The organism is Pseudomonas sp. PNPG3, from assembly GCF_023093815.1.
GTDB classification, from domain to species: Bacteria; Pseudomonadota; Gammaproteobacteria; order Pseudomonadales; family Pseudomonadaceae; genus Aquipseudomonas; species Aquipseudomonas asiatica.
This window is the reverse complement of sequence record NZ_JALLKV010000019.1, coordinates 59,711-78,781: the sequence shown is the minus strand read 5'-3', so window position 1 is coordinate 78,781 and position 19,071 is coordinate 59,711. Positions and strand designations below refer to the sequence as shown.

Sequence of the window (19,071 nt, the reverse complement as noted above, 5' to 3'; positions counted from 1 at the left end):
CTGGCCGCGTCGCCGAGGGTGGTTCCGATCGCCTGATCGAACGTTCTGGCCGCGTCGCCGAGGGTGGTTCCGATCGCCTGATCGAACGTTCTGGCCGCGTTGCCGAGGGTGGCTCCGATCGCCTGATCGAACGTACTGGCCGTGTTGCCGAGGGTGGTTCCGATCGCCTGGTTGAAATCAGCCGTGTGAGCTGATCGCCATGACCGAAAAGAACAACCTATGTCACAACGCCAGCTCCCCTCCAGGCCCGGTCCATTGACCGGGCTTTGTTTTTTTAACTAGAGTGCCCAGCCTTACCGCCATAGAAGCCCGCACCATGCTGCCGCGCGCCGAACAGAAGCTACAGACCCGCCAGGCCCTGCTCGATGCTGCCTGCCAGCTCATGGAGAGTGGCCGTGGTTTCGGCAGTATCAGCCTGCGCGAAGTGGCAAAGACGGCCGGCATCGTACCCACCGGTTTTTACCGGCATTTTTCCGACATGGACGCCTTGGGCCTGGCCCTGGTTGCCGAGGTCGACACCACCTTCCGCCAGACCATCCGCCTGGTGCGCCACAACGAATTCGAATTGGGCGGCATCACCGACGCCTCGGTGCGCATCTTCCTTGACGTGGTCGCCGCCCACCGTGCGCAGTTCCTGTTCCTCGCCCGTGAGCAGTACGGCGGTTCACAGGCCGTACGCCAGGCCATCGCCCGCCTGCGACAGGACATCAGCGACGACCTGGCCACCGACCTGGCGCGGATGAAGCGCTGGCAGCACCTGGACAGCGCCGCGCTGGCGGTGATGGCCGACCTGGTGGTGAAGACCGTGTTCGCCACCCTGCCCGAGCTTATCGACAGCCCCGAAGCGGGTTATCCACAGGCGTTGACGCCGCAGGAAAAGATCACCCAGCAGTTGCGCTTCATCTTCGTAGGGGCGCGGCATTGGCAGGGGCTTGGCAACCCGAGCTGATCGGTAGCCTGTACTGACCTCTTCGCGGGTGAACCCGCTCCCACAAGTACGGCACCGGACCTGAGGGAAGCGCAATACCTGTGGGAGCGGGTTCACCCGCGAAGAGGCCGGCACAGGCTACCCACAACCCAGTTCTGCTACCATGGCGCCCTGCCCGACAGCGACGAGCGCCGAAATGTCCGACCCCCGCCCCACCCTGCCCGAACTGGCCCGCTTCAACCAGCACTTCGCCGAACGCATCGTGCCGTTGTGGCAAGGCCCGGGCTGGAACGCCGACATGGCCCTGCCCTACGAGGCACTGGACGCGCAGCACCAGCCATTGCCGGTGCAGCGCTACCGGGCCATGGCCTGCGCAAGGCAGCTTTACCTGTTCAGCAGCCGCATCGGGCAACCGGGCGCAGCCGAGCGTGCGGCCGCCTTGTTCCGCTCGCTGCAGAAGCACTTCCACGACGCCGAACACGGCGGCTGGTTCTACAGCATCGACGCCCAGGGCAAACCGCTGGACCGGCGCAAGGACCTCTACACCCACGCGTTCATCGTCTTCGCCTGTGCGCACTACTGGGGCAAGGTGCGTGAAAACCTGGTGGAGTCCACGCTGAACGCCGCGCTGGACATCATCGACCAGCAGTTCGCCCGCGACGACGGCCTGTACGAAGCCAGCCTCGCTGAAGACTGGGCAGACCTTGGCAGCGGCCCGCTGCAAAACCCGCAGATGCACCTGGCCGAAGCCTTCCTGCAGGTGCTGGCGGTGCGTGACGACAAGCATGCCCGGCAGTCGTTGCTGCACCTGTGCGACGCGCTGCAGGAACACTTCATCGACCCCGCCCACGGCCTGATGCTGGAAAAGCCACGCGGCACTGTGGATAACTGGTTCGAGCCGGGGCACCAGTTCGAGTGGTTCTACCTCCTGCATACCTCGTCACTGCTGCGAGATACGCCGCTGCATGCGTCCATCGACCGGGCTTTCGGCTACGCCGAGCAATACGGGGTGAAGGATGCCGCTGTGCTGGCGATGCTGGATGTGGATGGCCAGGTGCTCGACGCCACCCAGCGGATCTGGGCGCAGGCGGAGTACCTGCGGGCGCTGGTGTTGCGGACAGGGGGCGAGAGCAAGCTTGCCGGGCAGTTGCAGGCTCTGGAAACGCGGTTCCTGCGTGAGGCGGGCTGGTATGAGTGCCGGGATGGGCAAGGCAGTGTCAGCCGGCATGATATGCCTTCGACTACGCCCTACCACTTGGCGACTTGCCTGGAAGGGTTGCAGCGCCTGGGCTGACGCATTCGCGGGTGAACCCGCTCCCACAGGGATAGCGCCTGCTCTGAAACCGGTGCAGTACCTGTGGGAGCGGGTTTACCCGCGAAGAGGCCCTCGGATCAGCCTTTGACCGACCGGTCGATCGAGAACCCTGCCCAGTCCTGGCTCACCGGCATCAGCTCGAGGCTGTTGATATTGATATGCGCCGGCTGGTTGAGGATCCAGAAGATGGTCTCGGCGATGTCCTGCGGCTGGATCGGCTCGGCACCGGCGTAGGTGGCGTCGTATTTGGCCTGGTCACCGCCAAAGCGCACCAGCGAGAACTCGCTCTCGCACAGGCCCGGCTCGATATTGCTGACGCGCACGCCCGTGCCCCGCAGGTCGCAGCGCAGGCTCAACGAGAACTGGCCGACGAAGGCCTTGGTGCCGCCATACACGTTGCTGCCTGGGTACGGGTAGTTGCCCGCCACGGAACCTACGTTAAGGATCGACGCCCCACGGCCATGGGCGATCAGCCGTGGCAGCAGCAGGCGAGTGGTGTACATCAGGCCCTTGATGTTGGTATCGACCATGGTTTCCCAGTCGTCCAGGCTGCAGTTCTGCGCCGCGTCCACCCCTAGCGCCAGGCCTGCGTTGTTGACCAGGCCGCGCAACTTGTCGAAGCCGGCCGGCAAGTTGGCGATGGCCTGCTCCATGGCCTTGCGGTCACGCACGTCGAGCACCAGGCCGTGTACTTCGGTCTTGGCCGACAATTCGGCGCACAGGGCGTCCAGGCGCTCCTTGCGGCGGCCAGTGAGCACCAGCTTCCAACCAGCTTCGGCAAAACGGCGGGCAGTGGCCTCACCGAAACCGGAAGTCGCGCCAGTGATGAATACGGTGGACGTCATGCTCTGTTCCTCACGGTGGATTGTCATCGGCAGTCTTGCAGCATGCCCGCGCCGCGTGCTTGCAGCAACCCGCCCGGGATACTGTTCATTTTTTGATCATATGTGGCAAACCCTTACAGCAGACGGCTCGGCACCAGCTATGCGCACGTTATCCACAAGGCTTTCCCCACGGATTGGGGGCAACTTGTCCACGGTACGGAACCCTTTCAGCGACTTATGGTCGGTGGATATCTTTTCGGTGATGGCGCAAGGCTTTCAAGCATGCCGTCTGTAGCGGTCTGTCCAAGGCTTTTTCACAGGGTTATCCACAGGCTTTTCGCAACGCCTGGAATGAATGCAGGGCTTTGAAAAACCTTGGAAAATAATCCACAAGGTGCAATTGATCAAAAAATGATCATGACTATGCAGGGCTTGGTATCAAAGGGCTTGAGCGAGATGCCACCATGTTTTCCACAGGCGGTTCCACATTAACCGTGGAAAAAATGATCCTGTGGAAACAAGGGTTTGTGGTGGGGTTGTGGAGTAATTGGGGAGAGGTGTTTGAAAGGTTGTCCACATTGGCTTCGGGGGCCGCTTTGCGGCCCCCGAAAGCAACTCAATGCCCGCCGAGATAGGCGTTGCGCACTTCTTCGTTGACCAACAGCTCCTGACCCGTCCCGCTCATGCGAATCTGCCCGTTGACCATCACATAAGCCCGGTCCGACAGTTTCAGCGCATGGTTGGCGTTCTGCTCAACCAGGAAGATGGTCATGCCGGTCTTGGCCAGCTCACGCAGGGTCGAGAAGATCTGTTTGACCACGATCGGCGCCAGCCCCAGCGATGGCTCGTCCAGCAGCAACAACTTTGGCCGGCTCATCAGCGCGCGGGCAATTGCCAGCATCTGCTGCTCGCCACCAGACATGGTCATGGCCCTCTGGTTACGCCGCTCTTTCAAGCGCGGGAACAGCTCGTACATGCGCTGCATGTCTTCGTCGGCATGCTTGTCACCGATGGGGATGGTACCCATCATCAGGTTCTCCTCGACCGTCATGTCGGGGAACACCCGGCGCCCTTCCGGCGACTGGGCGATGCCGTTGGAGGCAATGTAATGCGACGACTTGCGAGTGATGTCGGTGCCGCGGTACACGATATGCCCCGACGCCGCCCGCGGCTGGCCGAAGATCGACATCAGCAGGGTCGACTTGCCAGCGCCGTTGGCGCCGATCAGGCTGACCGTCTCACCTTCATTGATGTGCATCGAGACTTTCTTCAGCGCCTGGATAGGGCCGTAGAACACGTCCAGGTCCTTCAATTCCAGAATGGGTGCACTCATACCAGTTCCTCTTCATCTGCACCCAGGTAGGCGGCGATCACCGTCGGGTTGTGGCGGATATCCTGCGGCGCGCCTTCGGCAATCACGTTGCCGTGGTCGAGCACCACGATATGATCGGAAATGCTCATGACCATGCCCATATCGTGTTCGATCAGCACCACGGTAATGTCGTGCTCGTCGCGCAGCACGCGGATCATGCGGCTGAGGGCCTCGGTTTCCTGTGGGTTCAGGCCAGCCGCCGGTTCGTCCAGGCAGATGATCTTTGGCCGCGTGCACATGGCCCGGGCGATTTCCAGGCGGCGCTGCTGGCCGTACGACAACTCGCCAGCCAGGCGGTTGGCGCAATCGACCAGGTCGACCACTTCCAGCCAGTAGAACGCGTGGTCCAGCGCGTCGCTCTCGGCCTTGCGGTAGGCCTTGGTGTTGAGTACCCCGGCCAGCAGGTTGCGGTTGACCCACATGTGCTGCGCCACCAGCAGGTTCTCCACCACCGACATTTCCTTGAACAGGCGAATGTTCTGGAAGGTGCGTGCCAGGCCGGCGCGGTTGACCAGGTGGGTACCGCCGAACATCTTGTAGTACATGCGGTTGGCGAAGCGCGCCGGGGAGACGAAGTCTGCCGCCTGGAAGCGCTCGCCGAGCAGCTGGATGACGTTGGTGTGGCTACCGCGCACGTTCAGCTCGATGCGCCCGCCACTGGCCTTGTAGAACCCGGTCAGGCAGTTGAACACGGTGGTCTTGCCCGCACCGTTGGGGCCGATCAAAGCGAAGATCTGGTTGCGCCGGACCTTCAGGCTGACATCGCTGAGCGCCTTGATGCCGCCAAACTGCATCATCAGGTTGTCGACCGAGAGAATGATATCGTCGCTCATGGCGCCACTCCTTTACGCGGGGTCACACCGGTACGGCTGATGCGGATCAGCCCACGCGGTCGCCAGATCATCATCAGCACCATCAACACACCGAACAGCAGCACGCGGTATTCGGAGAAGCTGCGCAGCAGCTCGGGTGCCACGGTCAGCACGAAGGCGGCGATCACCACGCCTACGGTCGAGCCCATACCACCGAGCACGACGATGGCGAGGATCAGCGCCGACTCGAAGAAGGTGAACGACGACGGGTTGACGAAGCCCTGATAGGTGGCAAAGAACACCCCGGCCAAGCCGGCGGTGGAGGCACCCAGGGTAAACGCCGAGAGCTTGACCAGTACGTGGTTCAGGCCCATCGAGCGGCAGGCGATCTCGTCTTCGCGTAGCGCTTCCCAAGCACGGCCGACCGGCATGCGGGTCAGGCGATGCTTGATGTAGAGCACTGCAAGCACGACGATGAACAGCACCGCGTAGATGAACACAAACTTGAGGTTGGCGTTGTAATCGAAGCCGAAGAACTCGTGGATCGGTACCCCACCGTCCTTGGCCCTACGGCCGAACTCCAGGCCGAAGAAGGTCGGCGCCGGTGCCGGCATGCCGTTGGGGCCGCCGGTGAACGACAACCAGTTGTTCAGCACCAGGCGGATAATCTCGCCGAAGCCCAGGGTCACGATCGCCAGGTAGTCGCCGTGCATCCGCAACACCGGGAAACCGAGTATGCACCCCGCCAGCGCCGCAGCTATGGCCGCCAGTGGCAGCACGCTCCAGAAGCCCAGGCCAAGGTACTGGTAACCCAGCGCCAGGCCGTACGCGCCGATGGCATAAAACGCCACGTAGCCCAGGTCGAGAAGGCCGGCCAGGCCGACCACGATGTTCAGCCCCAGGCCCAGCAGCACGTAGATCAGGCCGAGGATGACGACGGTCAGCAGGTACTTGTTGGCGAAAATCGGGAAGACGATGGCGATCACCACCAGCGCCGGGATGATATAGCGCAGCCGCGATACGTAGTTCGGCGCGCGCACATGCACGCCCGAGCCACCGCTTTCGAAGCCCTGGAGCATGCGCGAGCCGGCGGCTGTCTGCAGGTACAGGCTGAGCAGGAAGCGGCCCAGCATCACCCCGCCAACCAGCCAGGCCACACGCCGCGGCTCGGCGTTGAAGGTGTAGCCGTCGAGCACCACGCCAACGACAGGGCCGAACACGATGAGTGCCAGCAGGCCGGCGACGATGGTCTCCAGCAGGCTGCGTTTGATATCGAAACTTTTGCTTTCAGGAACAGAGGCAGTTTTGGCAATGGACATGTTCACACCTTAGCCACGAGCGGGCGACCCAGCAGGCCTTGTGGGCGGAAGATAAGGATCATCACCAGCAGCGAGAAGCTGAACACGTCCTTGTAGTCGGAGTTGATCAGGCCAGAGAACAGCGACTCGGAAATGCCCAGGATGATCCCGCCGAGCATGGCGCCAGGCAGCGAGCCGATACCGCCGAGCACCGCGGCGGTAAACGCCTTGATGCCGATGATGAAGCCGGCGTAGAAGTCGAAGGTGCCGTAGTTCATGGTGATCAGCACGCCGGCCAGGGCAGCCATAACCGCACCGATGACGAACACGTAGGAAATCACCCGGTCGGTGTTGATGCCCAGGATCGAGGCCATCTTGCGGTCTTGCTGGGTGGCACGGCACATGCGGCCGAGCTTGGTGTACTTGATCACATAGGTGAGCAGGCCCATGCCAACGAAGGCTGCCACCAGGATGAAGATCTTGGTGTAGGTAAGTTGCACGAAGCCGGTGCCCACTTCGACACGCCAGGCGCCTTCCAGCAGGGTTGGCACGCCTTGCTGGCGGGCGCCCTGGCTGATCTGCGCGTAGTTCTGCAGGATCAGCGAGATGCCGATGGCACTGATCAGTGGTGCCAGGCGGGTGGAGTTGCGCAGGGGTTTGTAGGCGATGCGTTCGATGGTGAAGCCGTACACGCCGGTGACGACGATGGTGAACAACAGGGTGCCCAGCATCAACAGGGGGAACGACTCGATACCGAAATAAGCCAGCAATGCCAGGCTGATCGCCGCGAGGTACGCGGAAATCATGTACACCTCGCCGTGCGCGAAGTTGATCATGCCGATGATGCCATAGACCATTGTGTAGCCGATGGCGATCAGGCCATAGACCGACCCGAGGGTCAGGCCGTTGACCAGTTGCTGCAGGAAAATACCATCCATAACGCAATCTCACCTGATTGAGATTGCACGAGCGCCGACCACGGCGGGCCTGGAACAGGCGGCCCTCGCAGCGCAGTACTGTGCAGATCTACGGATAAAGACAGGTACCGCGGGGCTTTGGCCCGGGGGCTGACGCGCCCGGGCCGTGGGCCGTTGTTATTTTTGTTTTTCCAGCTGGTGGTACTTGCCTTGGGCATCCCACTGGTAGACCACGTAGTCGGACACGGTCAGGTCACCCTTCGAGTCCCACTTTTTCTCGCCCATGACGGTCTTCACCGGGTTGGCCTTGAGCCACTTGGCAGCGTCTTCGCCCTTGTTCGACTTGGCGCCGTTGAACGCGGCAGCCAGGGCCTGCAGCGAGGCGTAGGCGTACAGGGTGTAGCCTTCAGGTTCGGTACCGGCCTTGCGGAACTCCTCCACCACCGCCTTGCTGTCCGGCAGCAGGCGCGGGTCGGCGCCGAAGGTCATGTACACGCCATCGACGTATTGCGCGCCGCCAGCGGTGGACACCAGTTCGTCGGTGACGATGCCGTCATCGGACATGAACTTGACGTCCTTCAGGCCCTGCTCGCGCAGCTGGCGTACCAGCGGGCCGGCTTCCGGGTGCAGGCCGCCGAAGTAGACAACGTCGGCACCGGTGGAACGGATCTTGGTGACCACGGCACTGAAGTCCTTCTCGCCGCGGGTCAGGCCTTCGTACAGCACCGGCTTGACGCCGCGTTTTTCCAGCTGTGCCTTGGTCGCGTCGGCCAGGCCTTGGCCGTAGGTGTCCTTGTCGTGCAGCACCGCGACTTTCTTGCCCTTGAGTACGTCGACGATGTAGTCGCCGGCGACGATGCCCTGCTGGTCGTCACGACCGCACATGCGGAACATGGCGCCCAGGCCGCGCTCGGTGACCTGTGGGTTGGTGGAGCCCGGGGTGATGGCGATGACGCCAGCCTCGTCATACACCTCGGAGGCCGGGATGGTGTTGGAGGAACAGAAGTGGCCGACCACGCCGATCACCTTGTCCTGGTCGACCAGGCGGTTGGCCACAGCCACGGCCTGTTTCGGCTCGCAGGCGTCATCGCCCTTGACCAGTACGATTTTCTCGCCATTCACGCCACCGGCGGCGTTGATCTTGTCGGCCGCTGCCTGCGCACCTTTCATGTACTGCTCGCCAAACGCTGCGTTAGCCCCAGTCATCGGGCCCGCTACACCGATCTTGACGTCGGCCTGAACATACGAAGAAACACCCAGTGCCGTAGCTACGGCCAGAGCCAGGAAACCTTTCTTGTAAAACGTCTGCGACATGAGGTGGTGCTCCTAGAGTTTTTTTGGTTGGCACTACAACTTCTCAGCCCTGTGCTCAGAGCAAGGGCCGTGCCATAGGTTTTGTCTTCCGGCAAAACACACTGCGCAGGTTGCCTGCAGGCGACCGACGGCCTTTTCTTTATTGAGCGTGCAACCGTCTGCCACGCGGCAGGCGCCACCACACGTACAGACAAGGAGCAACCGTCGAGTGCCATCATTGCAACCCTGGCAAGTGTTTACGTGCAACCGCCCTGTAACAGCGGACGTCACCGAACTGCACACAGCTGGTGCGCGACTGCTACAGGCGGCACCGTTTCAAGGCTAGCTGGTGCGCGAAAAAACACCTCTGTTTTGGCAGATACGCGGCCCTGTGGGAGCGGGTTCACCCGCGAAGAGGCCAGCCCAGACACAACAAGGCCGAAAAGGCTGGCACAATGTCCGCCATTCGCCGCTTCCGGAGCCCCATTGATGAGCGAGAGCGCATTCGCCGAGCGCATCGTGCACAACCTGCTCGACACCGACTTCTACAAACTCACCATGATGCAGGGCGTGCTGCACAACTACCCGGACGCCGACGTCGAATGGGAATTCCGCTGCCGCAACGGCGAGGACCTGCGCCCCTACCTCGGCGAGATCCGCAACCAGCTCGAACTGCTCAGCGACCTCACCCTGGATGACGGCCAGCTGGCCTTTCTCGAACGCATCAGCTTTCTCAAGCCAGATTTCCTGCGCTTTCTGCGCCTGTTCCGCTTCAACCTGCGCTACGTACGCCTGGGGATAGAAAACGACCAGCTGTTCCTGCGCCTGAAAGGCCCGTGGCTGCATGTGATCCTGTTCGAAGTGCCGCTGCTGGCGATCATCAGCGAAGTGCGCAACCGCCATCTGCACCCGCGCATGCGCCTGGCCGAGGCCCGCGACCAGCTATACCGCAAGTTCGACTGGCTGCGCGCGCATGCCAACGAAGAGGAACTGGCCGAACTGCAAGTGGCCGACTTCGGCACCCGCCGGCGTTTTTCCAGCCGTGTGCAGGAAGAAGTGGTGCGCGTGCTGCGCGACGATTTCCCGGGCCGCTTCGTCGGTACCAGCAACGTCGACCTGGCATGGAAACTGGATATCAAGCCGCTGGGTACCATGGCTCATGAATGGATCATGGCCCACCAGCAACTCGGCCCGCGACTGATCGACAGCCAGATCGCCGCGCTGGACTGCTGGGTGCGCGAGTACCGCGGCCTGCTCGGTATCGCCCTGACCGACTGCATCACCATGGATGCCTTCCTCGGCGATTTCGACCTGTACTTCGCCAAGCTGTTCGACGGCCTGCGCCACGACTCGGGCGAACCGGTGGCATGGGCGGAAAAAGCCATTGCCCATTACCAGAAACTGGGTATCGACCCGATGACCAAGACCCTGGTGTTTTCCGACGGTCTCAACCTGACCCGCTCGCTGGAAATCTTCCGAGCCCTGCGCGGTCGCATCAACGTCAGCTTTGGCATCGGCACCAACCTGACTTGCGACATCCCGGGTGTGGCCCCGATGAGCATCGTGCTTAAAATGACCGACTGCAACGGCGCGCCGGTAGCGAAGATTTCGGACGAAGCCGCCAAGACCCAATGCCGCGACGAGAACTTCGTCGCCTATATGCGCCATGTATTCAAAGTCCCCAGCAAGGAGTAACCCATGCAAGCGGTTCAGCAAGAGATTGCCCAGGCGCTGAAGGTACAGCCGCCGTTCGCCGACGCCGCCGCGCTCGAGGCCGAAGTGGCCCGGCGCGTGGCGTTCATCAAGGATTGCCTGGCCAACGCCCGGCTCAAGACCCTGGTGCTGGGCATCAGCGGCGGCGTCGACTCGCTGACCGCCGCCCTGCTCGCCCAACGCGCCATCAACGAGCTGCGCGCCGAAACCGGCGACAAGGCCTACACCTTCATCGCCGTGCGCCTGCCTTACCAGGTCCAGCATGACGAGCATGACGCCCAGGCGTGCCTGGAAGTGATCAAGGCCGACGAAGTGCACACCGTAGATATCGCCCCGGCAGTACGGGCGCTTGCGGCTGAAGTGGTGGAGTTGAAGAACGGCTCGCCGACGCTGGTGGACTTCGTGGTCGGCAACGTCAAGGCGCGTACCCGCATGGTCGCCCAGTACACCATCGCCGGTGCCCGCGCGGGCCTGGTGATCGGTACCGACCACGCCGCCGAGGCGGTGATGGGCTTCTTTACCAAGTTCGGTGATGGTGCCTGCGATCTGGCGCCGCTGAGCGGGCTGGTGAAGAACCAGGTGCGGGCGATTGCGCGCAGCTTCGGTGCGCCGGAGTCACTGGTGGAGAAGGTGCCGACTGCGGACCTGGAAGACCTGGCACCGGGCAAGCCGGACGAAGCCTCCCATGGCGTGACCTACCAGCAGATCGATGCCTTCCTGCATGGGCAGCCGGTTGACCAGGAAGCGTTCGATATCATCGTCGCTACCTACCGCAAGACCCAGCACAAGCGCGAACTGCCGTTCGCCCCTTGATCAGGCTGTAGAAAGACCTGTGGGAGCGGGTTCATCGGGGCGCCGAACCGCCGCGAATATGTCGGTGGGCTCACCATTGCATTCGCGGCGGTTCGGCGTCCCGATGAACCCGCTCCCACAGGGTTCACCGTCAGCTTTTGATTACTTGACGACGACCTTGCCCTTCATCATCGAGATGTGGCCCGGGAAGGTGCAGAAGAAGCTGTAGTCGCCACCGGCTTCCAGCTTGGTAGCATCGAACTTCACCTCGGTCTCCTTCTCAGGAGCACCAATCATCTTGGTGTGGGCGATGATCGCGGCGTTGTCAGCCTTGATGTAGTCCTTTTCCAGACCCTGGCTCATGCCTTCGGTGGCAATGCCCTGCATGTCGACAGTCTTGCTGATCACCAGGTTGTGGCCCATGACGTTCTTCGGCAGGTTGCCGGAGTGGGTCAGTTTGACGGTGAATTCCTTGCAGCTCTTGTCGACGGTGATTTCCTTGGTGTTGTAGGACATCTGGTCGGTGGAGTCGACAGTCACCGAGCACTCGGCTGCGAAGACAGAAGCGCTGGCGAGGGTCAGCAGGGATACCGCTACAGCTTTCGCAAACATCATGAATCTCCTTGGCAGGGTTTTATCAATTGCGAGACTGCCTGAAACCGTTCAGCCCCTTGCTGATATGGGTCAAGGGGCTGTCAAGAGGCCAGCCAGTAGAATTGTTCAATGGATTGTATACAACCAATTCAAGGGCACATCATGCCCTTTTATTGGACGATGGGACAACCTCTCATTTAGGAGCAATACGAAATGACCCTTGGTAGCCTGATGAACAGCCTGCTGGCGGCCTACGCCCATGGAGCGACCGGCGCCATCTGCGAATTCTCCCGACCGGAGTGAAACCAGCCTTGGAACTGTAGGACATGGGCCTTACCCTGTCAGCCTGAGTGACCGGAGATGAGCAATGCCCGTACGTTCCGTTTGTGTGTTCTGCGGCGCCAGCATTGGTGCCAACCCCGCTTACCGTGAAGCGGCCATCGCGCTGGGCCAGGCGATAGCCCGTCGCGGCCTGACCCTGGTCTATGGCGGCGGCGCAGTTGGCCTGATGGGCACCGTCGCTGACGCGGCCATGGCGGCCGGTGGCGAAGTGATCGGAATCATCCCCGAGAGCCTGATGAATGCCGAAATCGGCCACAAGGGCCTCAGCCGCCTGGAAGTGGTCGACGGCATGCACGCGCGCAAGGCACGCATGGCCGAACTGAGCGACGCCTTTATCGCCCTGCCCGGTGGGCTGGGTACGCTGGAGGAGTTGTTCGAGGTATGGACCTGGGGGCAATTGGGCTATCACGCCAAGCCGCTGGGGCTGCTGGATGTGAACGGTTTCTACGAGAAGCTGGGCGGGTTCCTCGACCATATCGTCGAAGAAGGCTTCGTGCGGCCGCAGCATCGGGCGATGTTGCTGCTGGGGCAGCAGCCCGATGAGCTGCTGGACGGGATGGACAGCTTTGTTGCGCCTGTGGCGCCGAAGTGGGTCGACAAGAAGCCTGACTGATTTCCAGATTTCGGGGCTGCTTTGCAGCCCTTTCGCGACACAAGGCCGCTCCCACAACAGCACTTCGTACGCCGATCGATGTGGGAGCGGCCTTGTGTCGCGAAAGGACCGCAAAGCGGTCCCGATATGGATCAGTTAGCGCGGAATGACCGGCTGGCGCGGCTTCTTGTTGCCTTTGCCACCCTTGGCCGCTTCCTTGCGCTCCTTGGCCGCCTGCTGGTTACGCGCAAACGCTTCGGCCTTGGCTTTTTCACGCTTGTCCCACGGTTTGCTGCCATCACTGCCACGCGGCGGCAGGCCGGTGTGCTGGGTAAGGACCTTCTGCTCCTTGCCCACCTTGTGGCTACCCGCCGGGGTCGAGTTCTTGCGGCGAGCACTCTGGTAGGTATCGGTCTGCGGCTGGTGCAGCGGGATCAGCTGGTGCTTGCCCGGCCCGATCAGGTCGGCACGGCCCATGCGCTGCAGCGCCTCACGCAGCATCGGCCAGCCCTTCGGATCGTGGTAACGCAAGAACGCCTTGTGCAGACGACGCTGCTCCTCGCTCTTGACGATCTCCACACCTTCGCTCTTGTAGGTCACCTTGCGCAGCGGGTTCTTGCCCGAGTGGTACATGGCCGTGGCCGAAGCCATCGGCGACGGGTAAAACGCCTGCACCTGGTCGGCACGGAAGCCGTTGCCCTTCAGCCACAGGGCCAGGTTCATCATGTCTTCGTCGGTGGTGCCCGGGTGCGCGGCGATGAAGTACGGGATCAGATACTGCTCCTTGCCCGCCTCTTTCGAGAACTTCTCGAACATGCGCTTGAAGCGGTCATAGGTGCCGATGCCCGGCTTCATCATCTTGTCCAACGGGCCACGCTCGGTGTGCTCCGGGGCAATCTTCAGGTAACCGCCGACATGGTGGGTGACCAGCTCCTTGACGTACTCCGGCGACTCCACCGCCAGGTCATAACGCAGGCCAGAGGCAATCAGGATCTTCTTCACACCCGGCAGGGCACGAGCCTTGCGGTACAGCTCGATCAGCGAGCTGTGGTCGGTGTTGAGGTTTTCGCAGATGCCCGGGAATACGCACGACGGCTTGCGGCAGTGCTTCTCGATGTCATGGCTCTTGCAGGCGATGCGGTACATGTTGGCAGTCGGGCCGCCAAGGTCGGAGACCACGCCGGTGAAGCCCGGCACCTTGTCACGCATCTCTTCGATTTCGTGCAGGATCGACTCGTGCGAGCGGTTCTGGATGATGCGGCCTTCGTGCTCGGTGATCGAGCAGAAGGTGCAGCCACCGAAGCAGCCACGCATGATGTTCACCGAGAAGCGGATCATCTCGTAGGCCGGGATGCGCTCCTTGCCGTAGGCCGGGTGCGGCACACGGGCATAGGGCATGCCGAACACGTAGTCCATTTCCTCGGTGCTCATGGGGATGGGTGGCGGGTTGAACCACACATCCACTTCGCCATGCTTCTGCACCAGGGCGCGGGCGTTGCCCGGGTTGGTCTCCAGGTGCAGCACCCGGTTGGCATGGGCATAGAGTACCGGGTCGTTACGCACCTTCTCGAACGACGGCAGGCGGATCACCGACTTTTCCCGGGTCATGCTCGGGCTGTCGAGAATCTGCACGACCTTGGCTTCGTTCGGGTCCTCCTGGTCGCCCTTGGCCTGCTCGATGGCACAGGCCTGGGTGTCCTGGGTATTCACGTACGGGTTGATGATCTTGTCGACGCGACCCGGGCGGTCGATGCGGGTCGAATCGATCTCGTACCAGCCCTGAGGCGTGTCACGACGCACGAAAGCAGTGCCGCGCACATCGGTGATGGTCTCGATCTTCTCGCCGTTGGACAGGCGCTGGGCCACCTCGACCACCGCGCGCTCGGCGTTGCCGAACAGCAGGATGTCGGCGCTGGCGTCGATCAGGATCGAGTGACGGACCTTGTCCTGCCAGTAGTCGTAGTGGGCGATGCGGCGCAGCGAAGCCTCGATGCCGCCCAGTACGATCGGCACGTGCTTGTAGGCTTCCTTGCAACGCTGGCTGTACACCAGGCTGGCACGGTCCGGACGCTTGCCGGCCAGGCCACCAGGGGTGTAGGCGTCGTCAGAACGGATCTTCTTGTCCGCGGTGTAGCGGTTGATCATCGAGTCCATGTTGCCCGCGGCCACACCGAAGAACAGGTTCGGCTCGCCGAGCTTCATGAAGTCGTCTTTCGACTGCCAGTTCGGCTGGGCGATGATGCCTACGCGGAAGCCCTGTGCCTCCAGCAGGCGGCCGATGATGGCCATGCCGAACGACGGGTGGTCGACGTAGGCATCACCGGTCACGATGATGATGTCGCAGGAATCCCAGCCGAGCAGATCCATCTCCTCCCTGCTCATCGGCAGGAAAGGTGCTGGCCCGAAGCATTCGGCCCAGTACTTGGGATAGTCGTAGAGTGGTTTGGCTGCTTGCATGTCAGTGACCGGTTCTGGTGTGCAGGGAAATCGCGGGCGCGGAGGATAGCACAAATTTTGACCAAATCCGACGATGGTTGTCGGATTCATGGCTTGCCGGCGATGAGGCCGGTGGCTTATTCGTCGTCGTCGAAGTTGTACATGCCCGGTGCAAGGTTCTCGAAGCGGGTGTACTTGCCGATGAACGCCAGGCGCACGAAGCCGATCGGGCCGTTACGCTGTTTACCGATGATGATTTCCGCCACGCCCTTGTGCTCAGTCTCGGGGTGGTACACCTCGTCGCGGTACACGAACATGATCACGTCGGCGTCCTGCTCGATCGCACCGGATTCACGCAAGTCGGAGTTCACCGGGCGTTTGTTCGGGCGCTGTTCCAGAGAGCGGTTCAGCTGCGACAGGGCGATGACCGGGCAGTTGAATTCCTTGGCCAGGGCCTTGAGCGAGCGGGAGATCTCGGAAATTTCGTTGGTCCGGTTGTCGCCGGCCGAACCCGGGATCTGCATCAGCTGCAGGTAGTCGACCATGATCATGGCGATTTCGCCGTGCTCACGAGCCAGGCGGCGGGTACGGGCGCGCATTTCCGAGGGGCTGATGCCGGCGGTATCGTCGATGAACAGCTTGCGGTCGTTGAGCAGGTTCACCGCCGAGGTCAGGCGCGGCCAGTCGTCGTCGTCCAGCTGGCCGGAACGCACCTTGGTCTGGTCGATACGGCCCAGGGACGAGAGCATACGCATGATCAGCGATTCACCTGGCATCTCGAGGGAGAACACCAGTACCGCCTTGTCGGTACGCAGTACGGCGTTTTCCACCAGGTTCATGGCGAAAGTGGTCTTACCCATCGACGGTCGGCCGGCGACGATGATCAGGTCGGCTGGCTGCAGGCCGCTGGTCTTCTCGTCGAGGTCGGTGAAGCCGGTGGATACGCCGGTGATGTCACTGTCGGAGTTGAACAGCGTGTCGATGCGGTCGATGGCCATGGTCAACAGTTCGTTGACCCCCACCGGGCCGCCGGTTTTCGGGCGGGCCTCGGCGATCTGGAAGATCTGCCGCTCGGCGTCGTCGAGAATCTCTTCGGCGTTGCGCCCTTGCGGGTTGAACGCGTTGTCGGCGATATCGGTACTGATGCTGATCAGCTGGCGCAGGGTGGCGCGCTCGCGAATGATCGCGGCATAGGCCTTGATGTTGGCTACCGACGGGGTGTTCTTGGCCAGCTCGGCCAGGTAAGCCAACCCACCGACTTGCGAAGAAAGGCCTTCCTTGTCCAACTGCTCGTGCAGGGTCACCACGTCGAATGGCTGGTTGGCGTCGGCCAACTTGTGCACGGCACGGAAGATCAGGCGGTGGTCATGCCGGTAGAAGTCGCCATCCGATACCTGGTCCAGCACCCGCTCCCAGGCGTTGTTGTCCAGCATCAGGCCACCGAGCACGGCCTGTTCGGCCTCGATGGAATGCGGCGGCACCTTCAGGGCTGCGGTTTGCAGGTCAAGCTGTTCGGAAGTGGTGATCTCGTTCATGGCCACGAAAGAATTCTGGAGGATGAAAAAGACAAAGGGCACGGCCTGTCGAAAACAGGACCGTGCCCGATGTTAACCGCCTGCCCCACAAGGAGCCAGACAGTCAGCGCAGCTTAGGCAGCTACGACGACCACGCGTACGGTGGCTTCAACGTCGCTGTGCAGGTGCACGGCTACGTCGTATTCGCCAACCTGACGGATGGTGCCGTTCGGCAGACGAACTTCAGCCTTGGCCACTTCAACGCCAGAGGCGGTCAGGGCGTCAGCGATGTCGTGGGTGCCGATCGAACCGAACAGCTTGCCTTCATCGCCAGCGGTGGCAGTGATGGTCACTTCCAGCTCGGCCAGTTGGGCAGCGCGGCTTTCAGCCGAAGCTTTCTTGTCAGCAGCTGCTTTTTCCAGCTCGGCGCGACGCTCTTCGAACGCAGCCAGGTTGGCGGCGTTGGCAACGGTGGCCTTGCCGAATGGCAGCAGGAAGTTACGGCCGTAACCAGCCTTAACTTTTACTTTGTCGCCCAGGTTGCCCAGGTTAGCGACTTTTTCCAGCAGGATCAGTTCCATTTGGTAAAACCTCTTAACTTTTAACCTTCACCGTTCGCGGAGTCATTCCCCTTGGGGGACTTGCGACCGCGAAAATCAATCAGGCTGTCGACAATGGCCAGAACCACCAGCAACGGATAAATCAGCTGCATGATCAGCGGCAGCGTCACGTACATGCCCACCAGCCAGAACCCGGCCAGTCGACCCTGTGCCACCAGCCCATGCATCAAGGCGATGCCGGCCAGTACCAGTACCAGGCTCGAGGCCGATGCCAGGACGATGAACTGCGGCCCGATGAACGGGGCCACCACCATCACTGCCACCAAGACCGCCATGGTCTGTTTCGGCAACTTCAGGGCGCGAAACTCGCGACCGAAGCCTCCAGGGTTGTACAACGCTGCCTGCCAGTAGCGCGCCAGCACCAGGGCCAGCACACTGAACAATTGCACCGTCACTGCTGTGGAAGCGACCAGCACAGGGCGGATCAGCTCACCGGAGAGCACCGGCTGCCCCTCGATTTTCGGCATGGCTTCGGCAAAGGCCTTGGCCAGTACATCGAAGGTTTGCGCCAGCGCCAGATCGAGCACGAGGCTGAAAGCCACGGCGAACACGGCACTGACCAGCAACACCCGGCTCCAGGGATGCTCGGCGCGCAATAGCGCAGCCAAGCCCAGGGCACCCGCGATCACCAGAAAGGTGATGGGATCGCCCATGACCCACACGGCCAGCCCGGCCAGCAGGCCGCCGGCGATGACCGTTGTAGCATCCTTGAACCCACGCCGCAGCAGCACAAGGCTGCCGGCAGCGGCACTCAACCAGAACAGCAGCGGCAGTACCGCGCTGATGACCACCACCAGGGTGGCCTGCACACGACCGCGCATGATGAAACTTGCTAACGCTCGCATGCTAATCCCTTACTGCTTGTCGACGACCCGGTCTCAGCGGCCGTGGCTGTCGGTGTAGGGCAGCAGGGCCAGGAAGCGGGCGCGCTTGATAGCGGTAGCCAGCTGACGCTGATAACGAGCTTTGGTACCGGTGATACGGCTTGGAACGATCTTGCCGGTTTCGGATACGTAAGCTTTCAGGGTGTTGAGATCTTTGAAGTCGATCTCTTTCACGTCTTCAGCAGTGAAGCGGCAGAATTTACGACGACGGAAGAAACGTGCCATTTAATAGGCTCCTCTAAAGGTCCGTGGATTACTCGTCAGCGTTATCGCTGGAGTCGCTGTCATTGCTGTCGTCGCCGTCGGCGGATTCAGCATGCTCAGGACGCTCACGACGCTCACGGCGCTCGCTGCGGTTTTCTTCAGCCTTCAGCATCTCGGACTGACCGGTAACGGCTTCGTCACGACGGATGACCAGGTTACGGATAACGGCATCGTTGTAGCGGAAGTTGTCTTCCAGCTCGGCCAGGGCCTTGCCGGTGCACTCAACGTTCAGCATCACGTAGTGAGCCTTGTGAACATTGTTGATTGCGTAGGCCAGTTGACGACGGCCCCAGTCTTCCAGGCGGTGGATCTTGCCACCATCTTCTTCGATCAGCTTGGTGTAACGCTCAACCATGCCGCCGACTTGCTCGCTCTGGTCCGGGTGAACCAGGAAGATGATTTCGTAATGACGCATGAATGCTCCTTACGGGTTAGTAGTCTGCCAGCGAATCTGGTCAGACAAGGAGTGAATGACACTGTATGTCTTGCACGGAGGGGAGGCACATGCGCGCCTGCCAGCTCGGCAAGGGGCGCAATTGTAGAGAAGGCGAGGCGTACAAG

18 protein-coding genes and 1 pseudogene are annotated in these 19,071 nt (G+C 61.7%); 6 read left to right on the top strand and 13 right to left on the bottom strand.

Annotation, left to right across the window (positions count from 1 at the left end; genetic code table 11):
• The 3 genes and pseudogenes from MJ643_RS14775 to MJ643_RS14765 all read left to right on the top strand — a co-directional run.
• A pseudogene (locus MJ643_RS14775) lies at window positions 1–194 on the top strand (hypothetical protein); the annotation flags it as partial.
• Between the two features lie 122 nt (window positions 195–316).
• A complete protein-coding gene (locus MJ643_RS14770) occupies window positions 317–949 on the top strand; it encodes a TetR family transcriptional regulator (RefSeq protein WP_023662510.1) in 633 nt (210 codons plus the stop codon).
• Between the two features lie 175 nt (window positions 950–1,124).
• A complete protein-coding gene (locus MJ643_RS14765) occupies window positions 1,125–2,222 on the top strand; it encodes an AGE family epimerase/isomerase (RefSeq protein WP_013974407.1) in 1,098 nt (365 codons plus the stop codon).
• Window positions 2,223–2,320: 98 nt separating this feature from the next.
• Here the strand turns inward: MJ643_RS14765 and MJ643_RS14760 are convergent, their stop codons facing one another.
• The 6 genes from MJ643_RS14760 to MJ643_RS14735 all read right to left on the bottom strand — a co-directional run bounded on the left by MJ643_RS14760 (window position 2,321) and on the right by MJ643_RS14735 (window position 8,780).
• Entirely contained in the window at window positions 2,321–3,088 is a 768-nt protein-coding gene (locus MJ643_RS14760; protein ID WP_013974408.1) for an SDR family oxidoreductase, read from the bottom strand.
• Window positions 3,089–3,683: 595 nt separating this feature from the next.
• A complete protein-coding gene (locus tag MJ643_RS14755; protein ID WP_015271986.1) occupies window positions 3,684–4,400 on the bottom strand; it encodes an ABC transporter ATP-binding protein in 717 nt (238 codons plus the stop codon).
• Entirely contained in the window at window positions 4,397–5,272 is an 876-nt protein-coding gene (locus MJ643_RS14750) for an ATP-binding cassette domain-containing protein (RefSeq protein ID WP_010955466.1), read from the bottom strand. Before MJ643_RS14750 ends, MJ643_RS14755 begins: the two co-directional genes overlap by 4 nt.
• Window positions 5,269–6,570, bottom strand: a complete 1,302-nt coding sequence (gene livM, locus MJ643_RS14745; protein ID WP_024087808.1) for a high-affinity branched-chain amino acid ABC transporter permease LivM — start codon at window positions 6,568–6,570, stop codon at window positions 5,269–5,271. The genes MJ643_RS14750 and livM overlap by 4 nt, the downstream gene beginning before the upstream one ends.
• Window positions 6,571–6,572: 2 nt before the next feature.
• Entirely contained in the window at window positions 6,573–7,487 is a 915-nt protein-coding gene (locus MJ643_RS14740; protein WP_013974411.1) for a branched-chain amino acid ABC transporter permease, read from the bottom strand.
• A 156-nt stretch (window positions 7,488–7,643) separates the two neighbouring features.
• A complete protein-coding gene (locus tag MJ643_RS14735) occupies window positions 7,644–8,780 on the bottom strand; it encodes a branched-chain amino acid ABC transporter substrate-binding protein (RefSeq protein WP_013974412.1) in 1,137 nt (378 codons plus the stop codon).
• Between the two features lie 468 nt (window positions 8,781–9,248).
• On the opposite strand from MJ643_RS14735, the gene pncB reads away from it, so the two are divergent.
• Window positions 9,249–10,454 carry a nicotinate phosphoribosyltransferase gene (gene pncB, locus MJ643_RS14730; protein ID WP_013974413.1) on the top strand — a complete coding sequence of 402 codons (1,206 nt, stop codon included), beginning with the start codon at window positions 9,249–9,251 and terminating at the stop codon, window positions 10,452–10,454.
• Between the two features lie 3 nt (window positions 10,455–10,457).
• The gene (gene nadE / locus MJ643_RS14725; RefSeq protein WP_013974414.1) at window positions 10,458–11,285 is read left to right on the top strand and encodes an ammonia-dependent NAD(+) synthetase; all 828 of its coding nucleotides are present in this window, start codon (window positions 10,458–10,460) and stop codon (window positions 11,283–11,285) included.
• Between the two features lie 141 nt (window positions 11,286–11,426).
• On the opposite strand, the gene azu is transcribed toward nadE, so the two are convergent.
• Entirely contained in the window at window positions 11,427–11,876 is a 450-nt protein-coding gene (gene azu / locus MJ643_RS14720) for an azurin (protein ID WP_243899843.1), read from the bottom strand.
• Between the two features lie 349 nt (window positions 11,877–12,225).
• On the opposite strand from azu, the gene MJ643_RS14715 reads away from it, so the two are divergent.
• Window positions 12,226–12,813, top strand: coding sequence for a TIGR00730 family Rossman fold protein (locus MJ643_RS14715; RefSeq protein WP_023660590.1), 588 nt, complete (start codon window positions 12,226–12,228; stop codon window positions 12,811–12,813).
• Window positions 12,814–12,948: 135 nt separating this feature from the next.
• Here the strand turns inward: MJ643_RS14715 and MJ643_RS14710 are convergent, their stop codons facing one another.
• The 6 genes from MJ643_RS14710 to rpsF form a co-directional block, all read right to left on the bottom strand.
• Window positions 12,949–15,249: a YgiQ family radical SAM protein gene (locus tag MJ643_RS14710; RefSeq protein WP_013974417.1), complete on the bottom strand. Its 2,301-nt coding sequence runs from the start codon at window positions 15,247–15,249 to the stop codon at window positions 12,949–12,951.
• A 116-nt stretch (window positions 15,250–15,365) separates the two neighbouring features.
• A complete protein-coding gene (gene dnaB, locus MJ643_RS14705) occupies window positions 15,366–16,763 on the bottom strand; it encodes a replicative DNA helicase (protein WP_015271992.1) in 1,398 nt (465 codons plus the stop codon).
• A 113-nt stretch (window positions 16,764–16,876) separates the two neighbouring features.
• Window positions 16,877–17,323, bottom strand: coding sequence for a 50S ribosomal protein L9 (gene rplI / locus MJ643_RS14700; RefSeq protein ID WP_003249568.1), 447 nt, complete (start codon window positions 17,321–17,323; stop codon window positions 16,877–16,879).
• Between the two features lie 20 nt (window positions 17,324–17,343).
• A complete protein-coding gene (locus MJ643_RS14695; protein WP_003259010.1) occupies window positions 17,344–18,207 on the bottom strand; it encodes a hypothetical protein in 864 nt (287 codons plus the stop codon).
• A gap of 33 nt (window positions 18,208–18,240) precedes the next feature.
• Entirely contained in the window at window positions 18,241–18,471 is a 231-nt protein-coding gene (gene rpsR / locus MJ643_RS14690; protein ID WP_003249563.1) for a 30S ribosomal protein S18, read from the bottom strand.
• A gap of 28 nt (window positions 18,472–18,499) precedes the next feature.
• Window positions 18,500–18,925 (bottom strand): 30S ribosomal protein S6, encoded by a 426-nt coding sequence (gene rpsF, locus MJ643_RS14685; protein WP_013974420.1) that lies wholly within the window; start codon window positions 18,923–18,925, stop codon window positions 18,500–18,502.
• Window positions 18,926–19,071: the final 146 nt, after the last annotated feature.

Coding starts and splice junctions, on each gene's coding strand:
- azu (WP_243899843.1), bottom strand. CDS start 11,876: ATGTTTGCGAAAGCTGTAGCGGTATCCCTGCTGACCCTCGCCAGCGCT.
- MJ643_RS14755 (WP_015271986.1), bottom strand. CDS start 4,400: ATGAGTGCACCCATTCTGGAATTGAAGGACCTGGACGTGTTCTACGGC.
- MJ643_RS14715 (WP_023660590.1), top strand. CDS start 12,226: ATGCCCGTACGTTCCGTTTGTGTGTTCTGCGGCGCCAGCATTGGTGCC.
- pncB (WP_013974413.1), top strand. CDS start 9,249: ATGAGCGAGAGCGCATTCGCCGAGCGCATCGTGCACAACCTGCTCGAC.
- MJ643_RS14735 (WP_013974412.1), bottom strand. CDS start 8,780: ATGTCGCAGACGTTTTACAAGAAAGGTTTCCTGGCTCTGGCCGTAGCT.
- rplI (WP_003249568.1), bottom strand. CDS start 17,323: ATGGAACTGATCCTGCTGGAAAAAGTCGCTAACCTGGGCAACCTGGGC.
- MJ643_RS14760 (WP_013974408.1), bottom strand. CDS start 3,088: ATGACGTCCACCGTATTCATCACTGGCGCGACTTCCGGTTTCGGTGAG.
- rpsR (WP_003249563.1), bottom strand. CDS start 18,471: ATGGCACGTTTCTTCCGTCGTCGTAAATTCTGCCGCTTCACTGCTGAA.
- nadE (WP_013974414.1), top strand. CDS start 10,458: ATGCAAGCGGTTCAGCAAGAGATTGCCCAGGCGCTGAAGGTACAGCCG.
- MJ643_RS14710 (WP_013974417.1), bottom strand. CDS start 15,249: ATGCAAGCAGCCAAACCACTCTACGACTATCCCAAGTACTGGGCCGAA.
- MJ643_RS14740 (WP_013974411.1), bottom strand. CDS start 7,487: ATGGATGGTATTTTCCTGCAGCAACTGGTCAACGGCCTGACCCTCGGG.
- MJ643_RS14765 (WP_013974407.1), top strand. CDS start 1,125: ATGTCCGACCCCCGCCCCACCCTGCCCGAACTGGCCCGCTTCAACCAG.
- rpsF (WP_013974420.1), bottom strand. CDS start 18,925: ATGCGTCATTACGAAATCATCTTCCTGGTTCACCCGGACCAGAGCGAG.
- MJ643_RS14750 (WP_010955466.1), bottom strand. CDS start 5,272: ATGAGCGACGATATCATTCTCTCGGTCGACAACCTGATGATGCAGTTT.
- MJ643_RS14695 (WP_003259010.1), bottom strand. CDS start 18,207: ATGCGAGCGTTAGCAAGTTTCATCATGCGCGGTCGTGTGCAGGCCACC.
- livM (WP_024087808.1), bottom strand. CDS start 6,570: ATGTCCATTGCCAAAACTGCCTCTGTTCCTGAAAGCAAAAGTTTCGAT.
- MJ643_RS14770 (WP_023662510.1), top strand. CDS start 317: ATGCTGCCGCGCGCCGAACAGAAGCTACAGACCCGCCAGGCCCTGCTC.
- dnaB (WP_015271992.1), bottom strand. CDS start 16,763: ATGAACGAGATCACCACTTCCGAACAGCTTGACCTGCAAACCGCAGCC.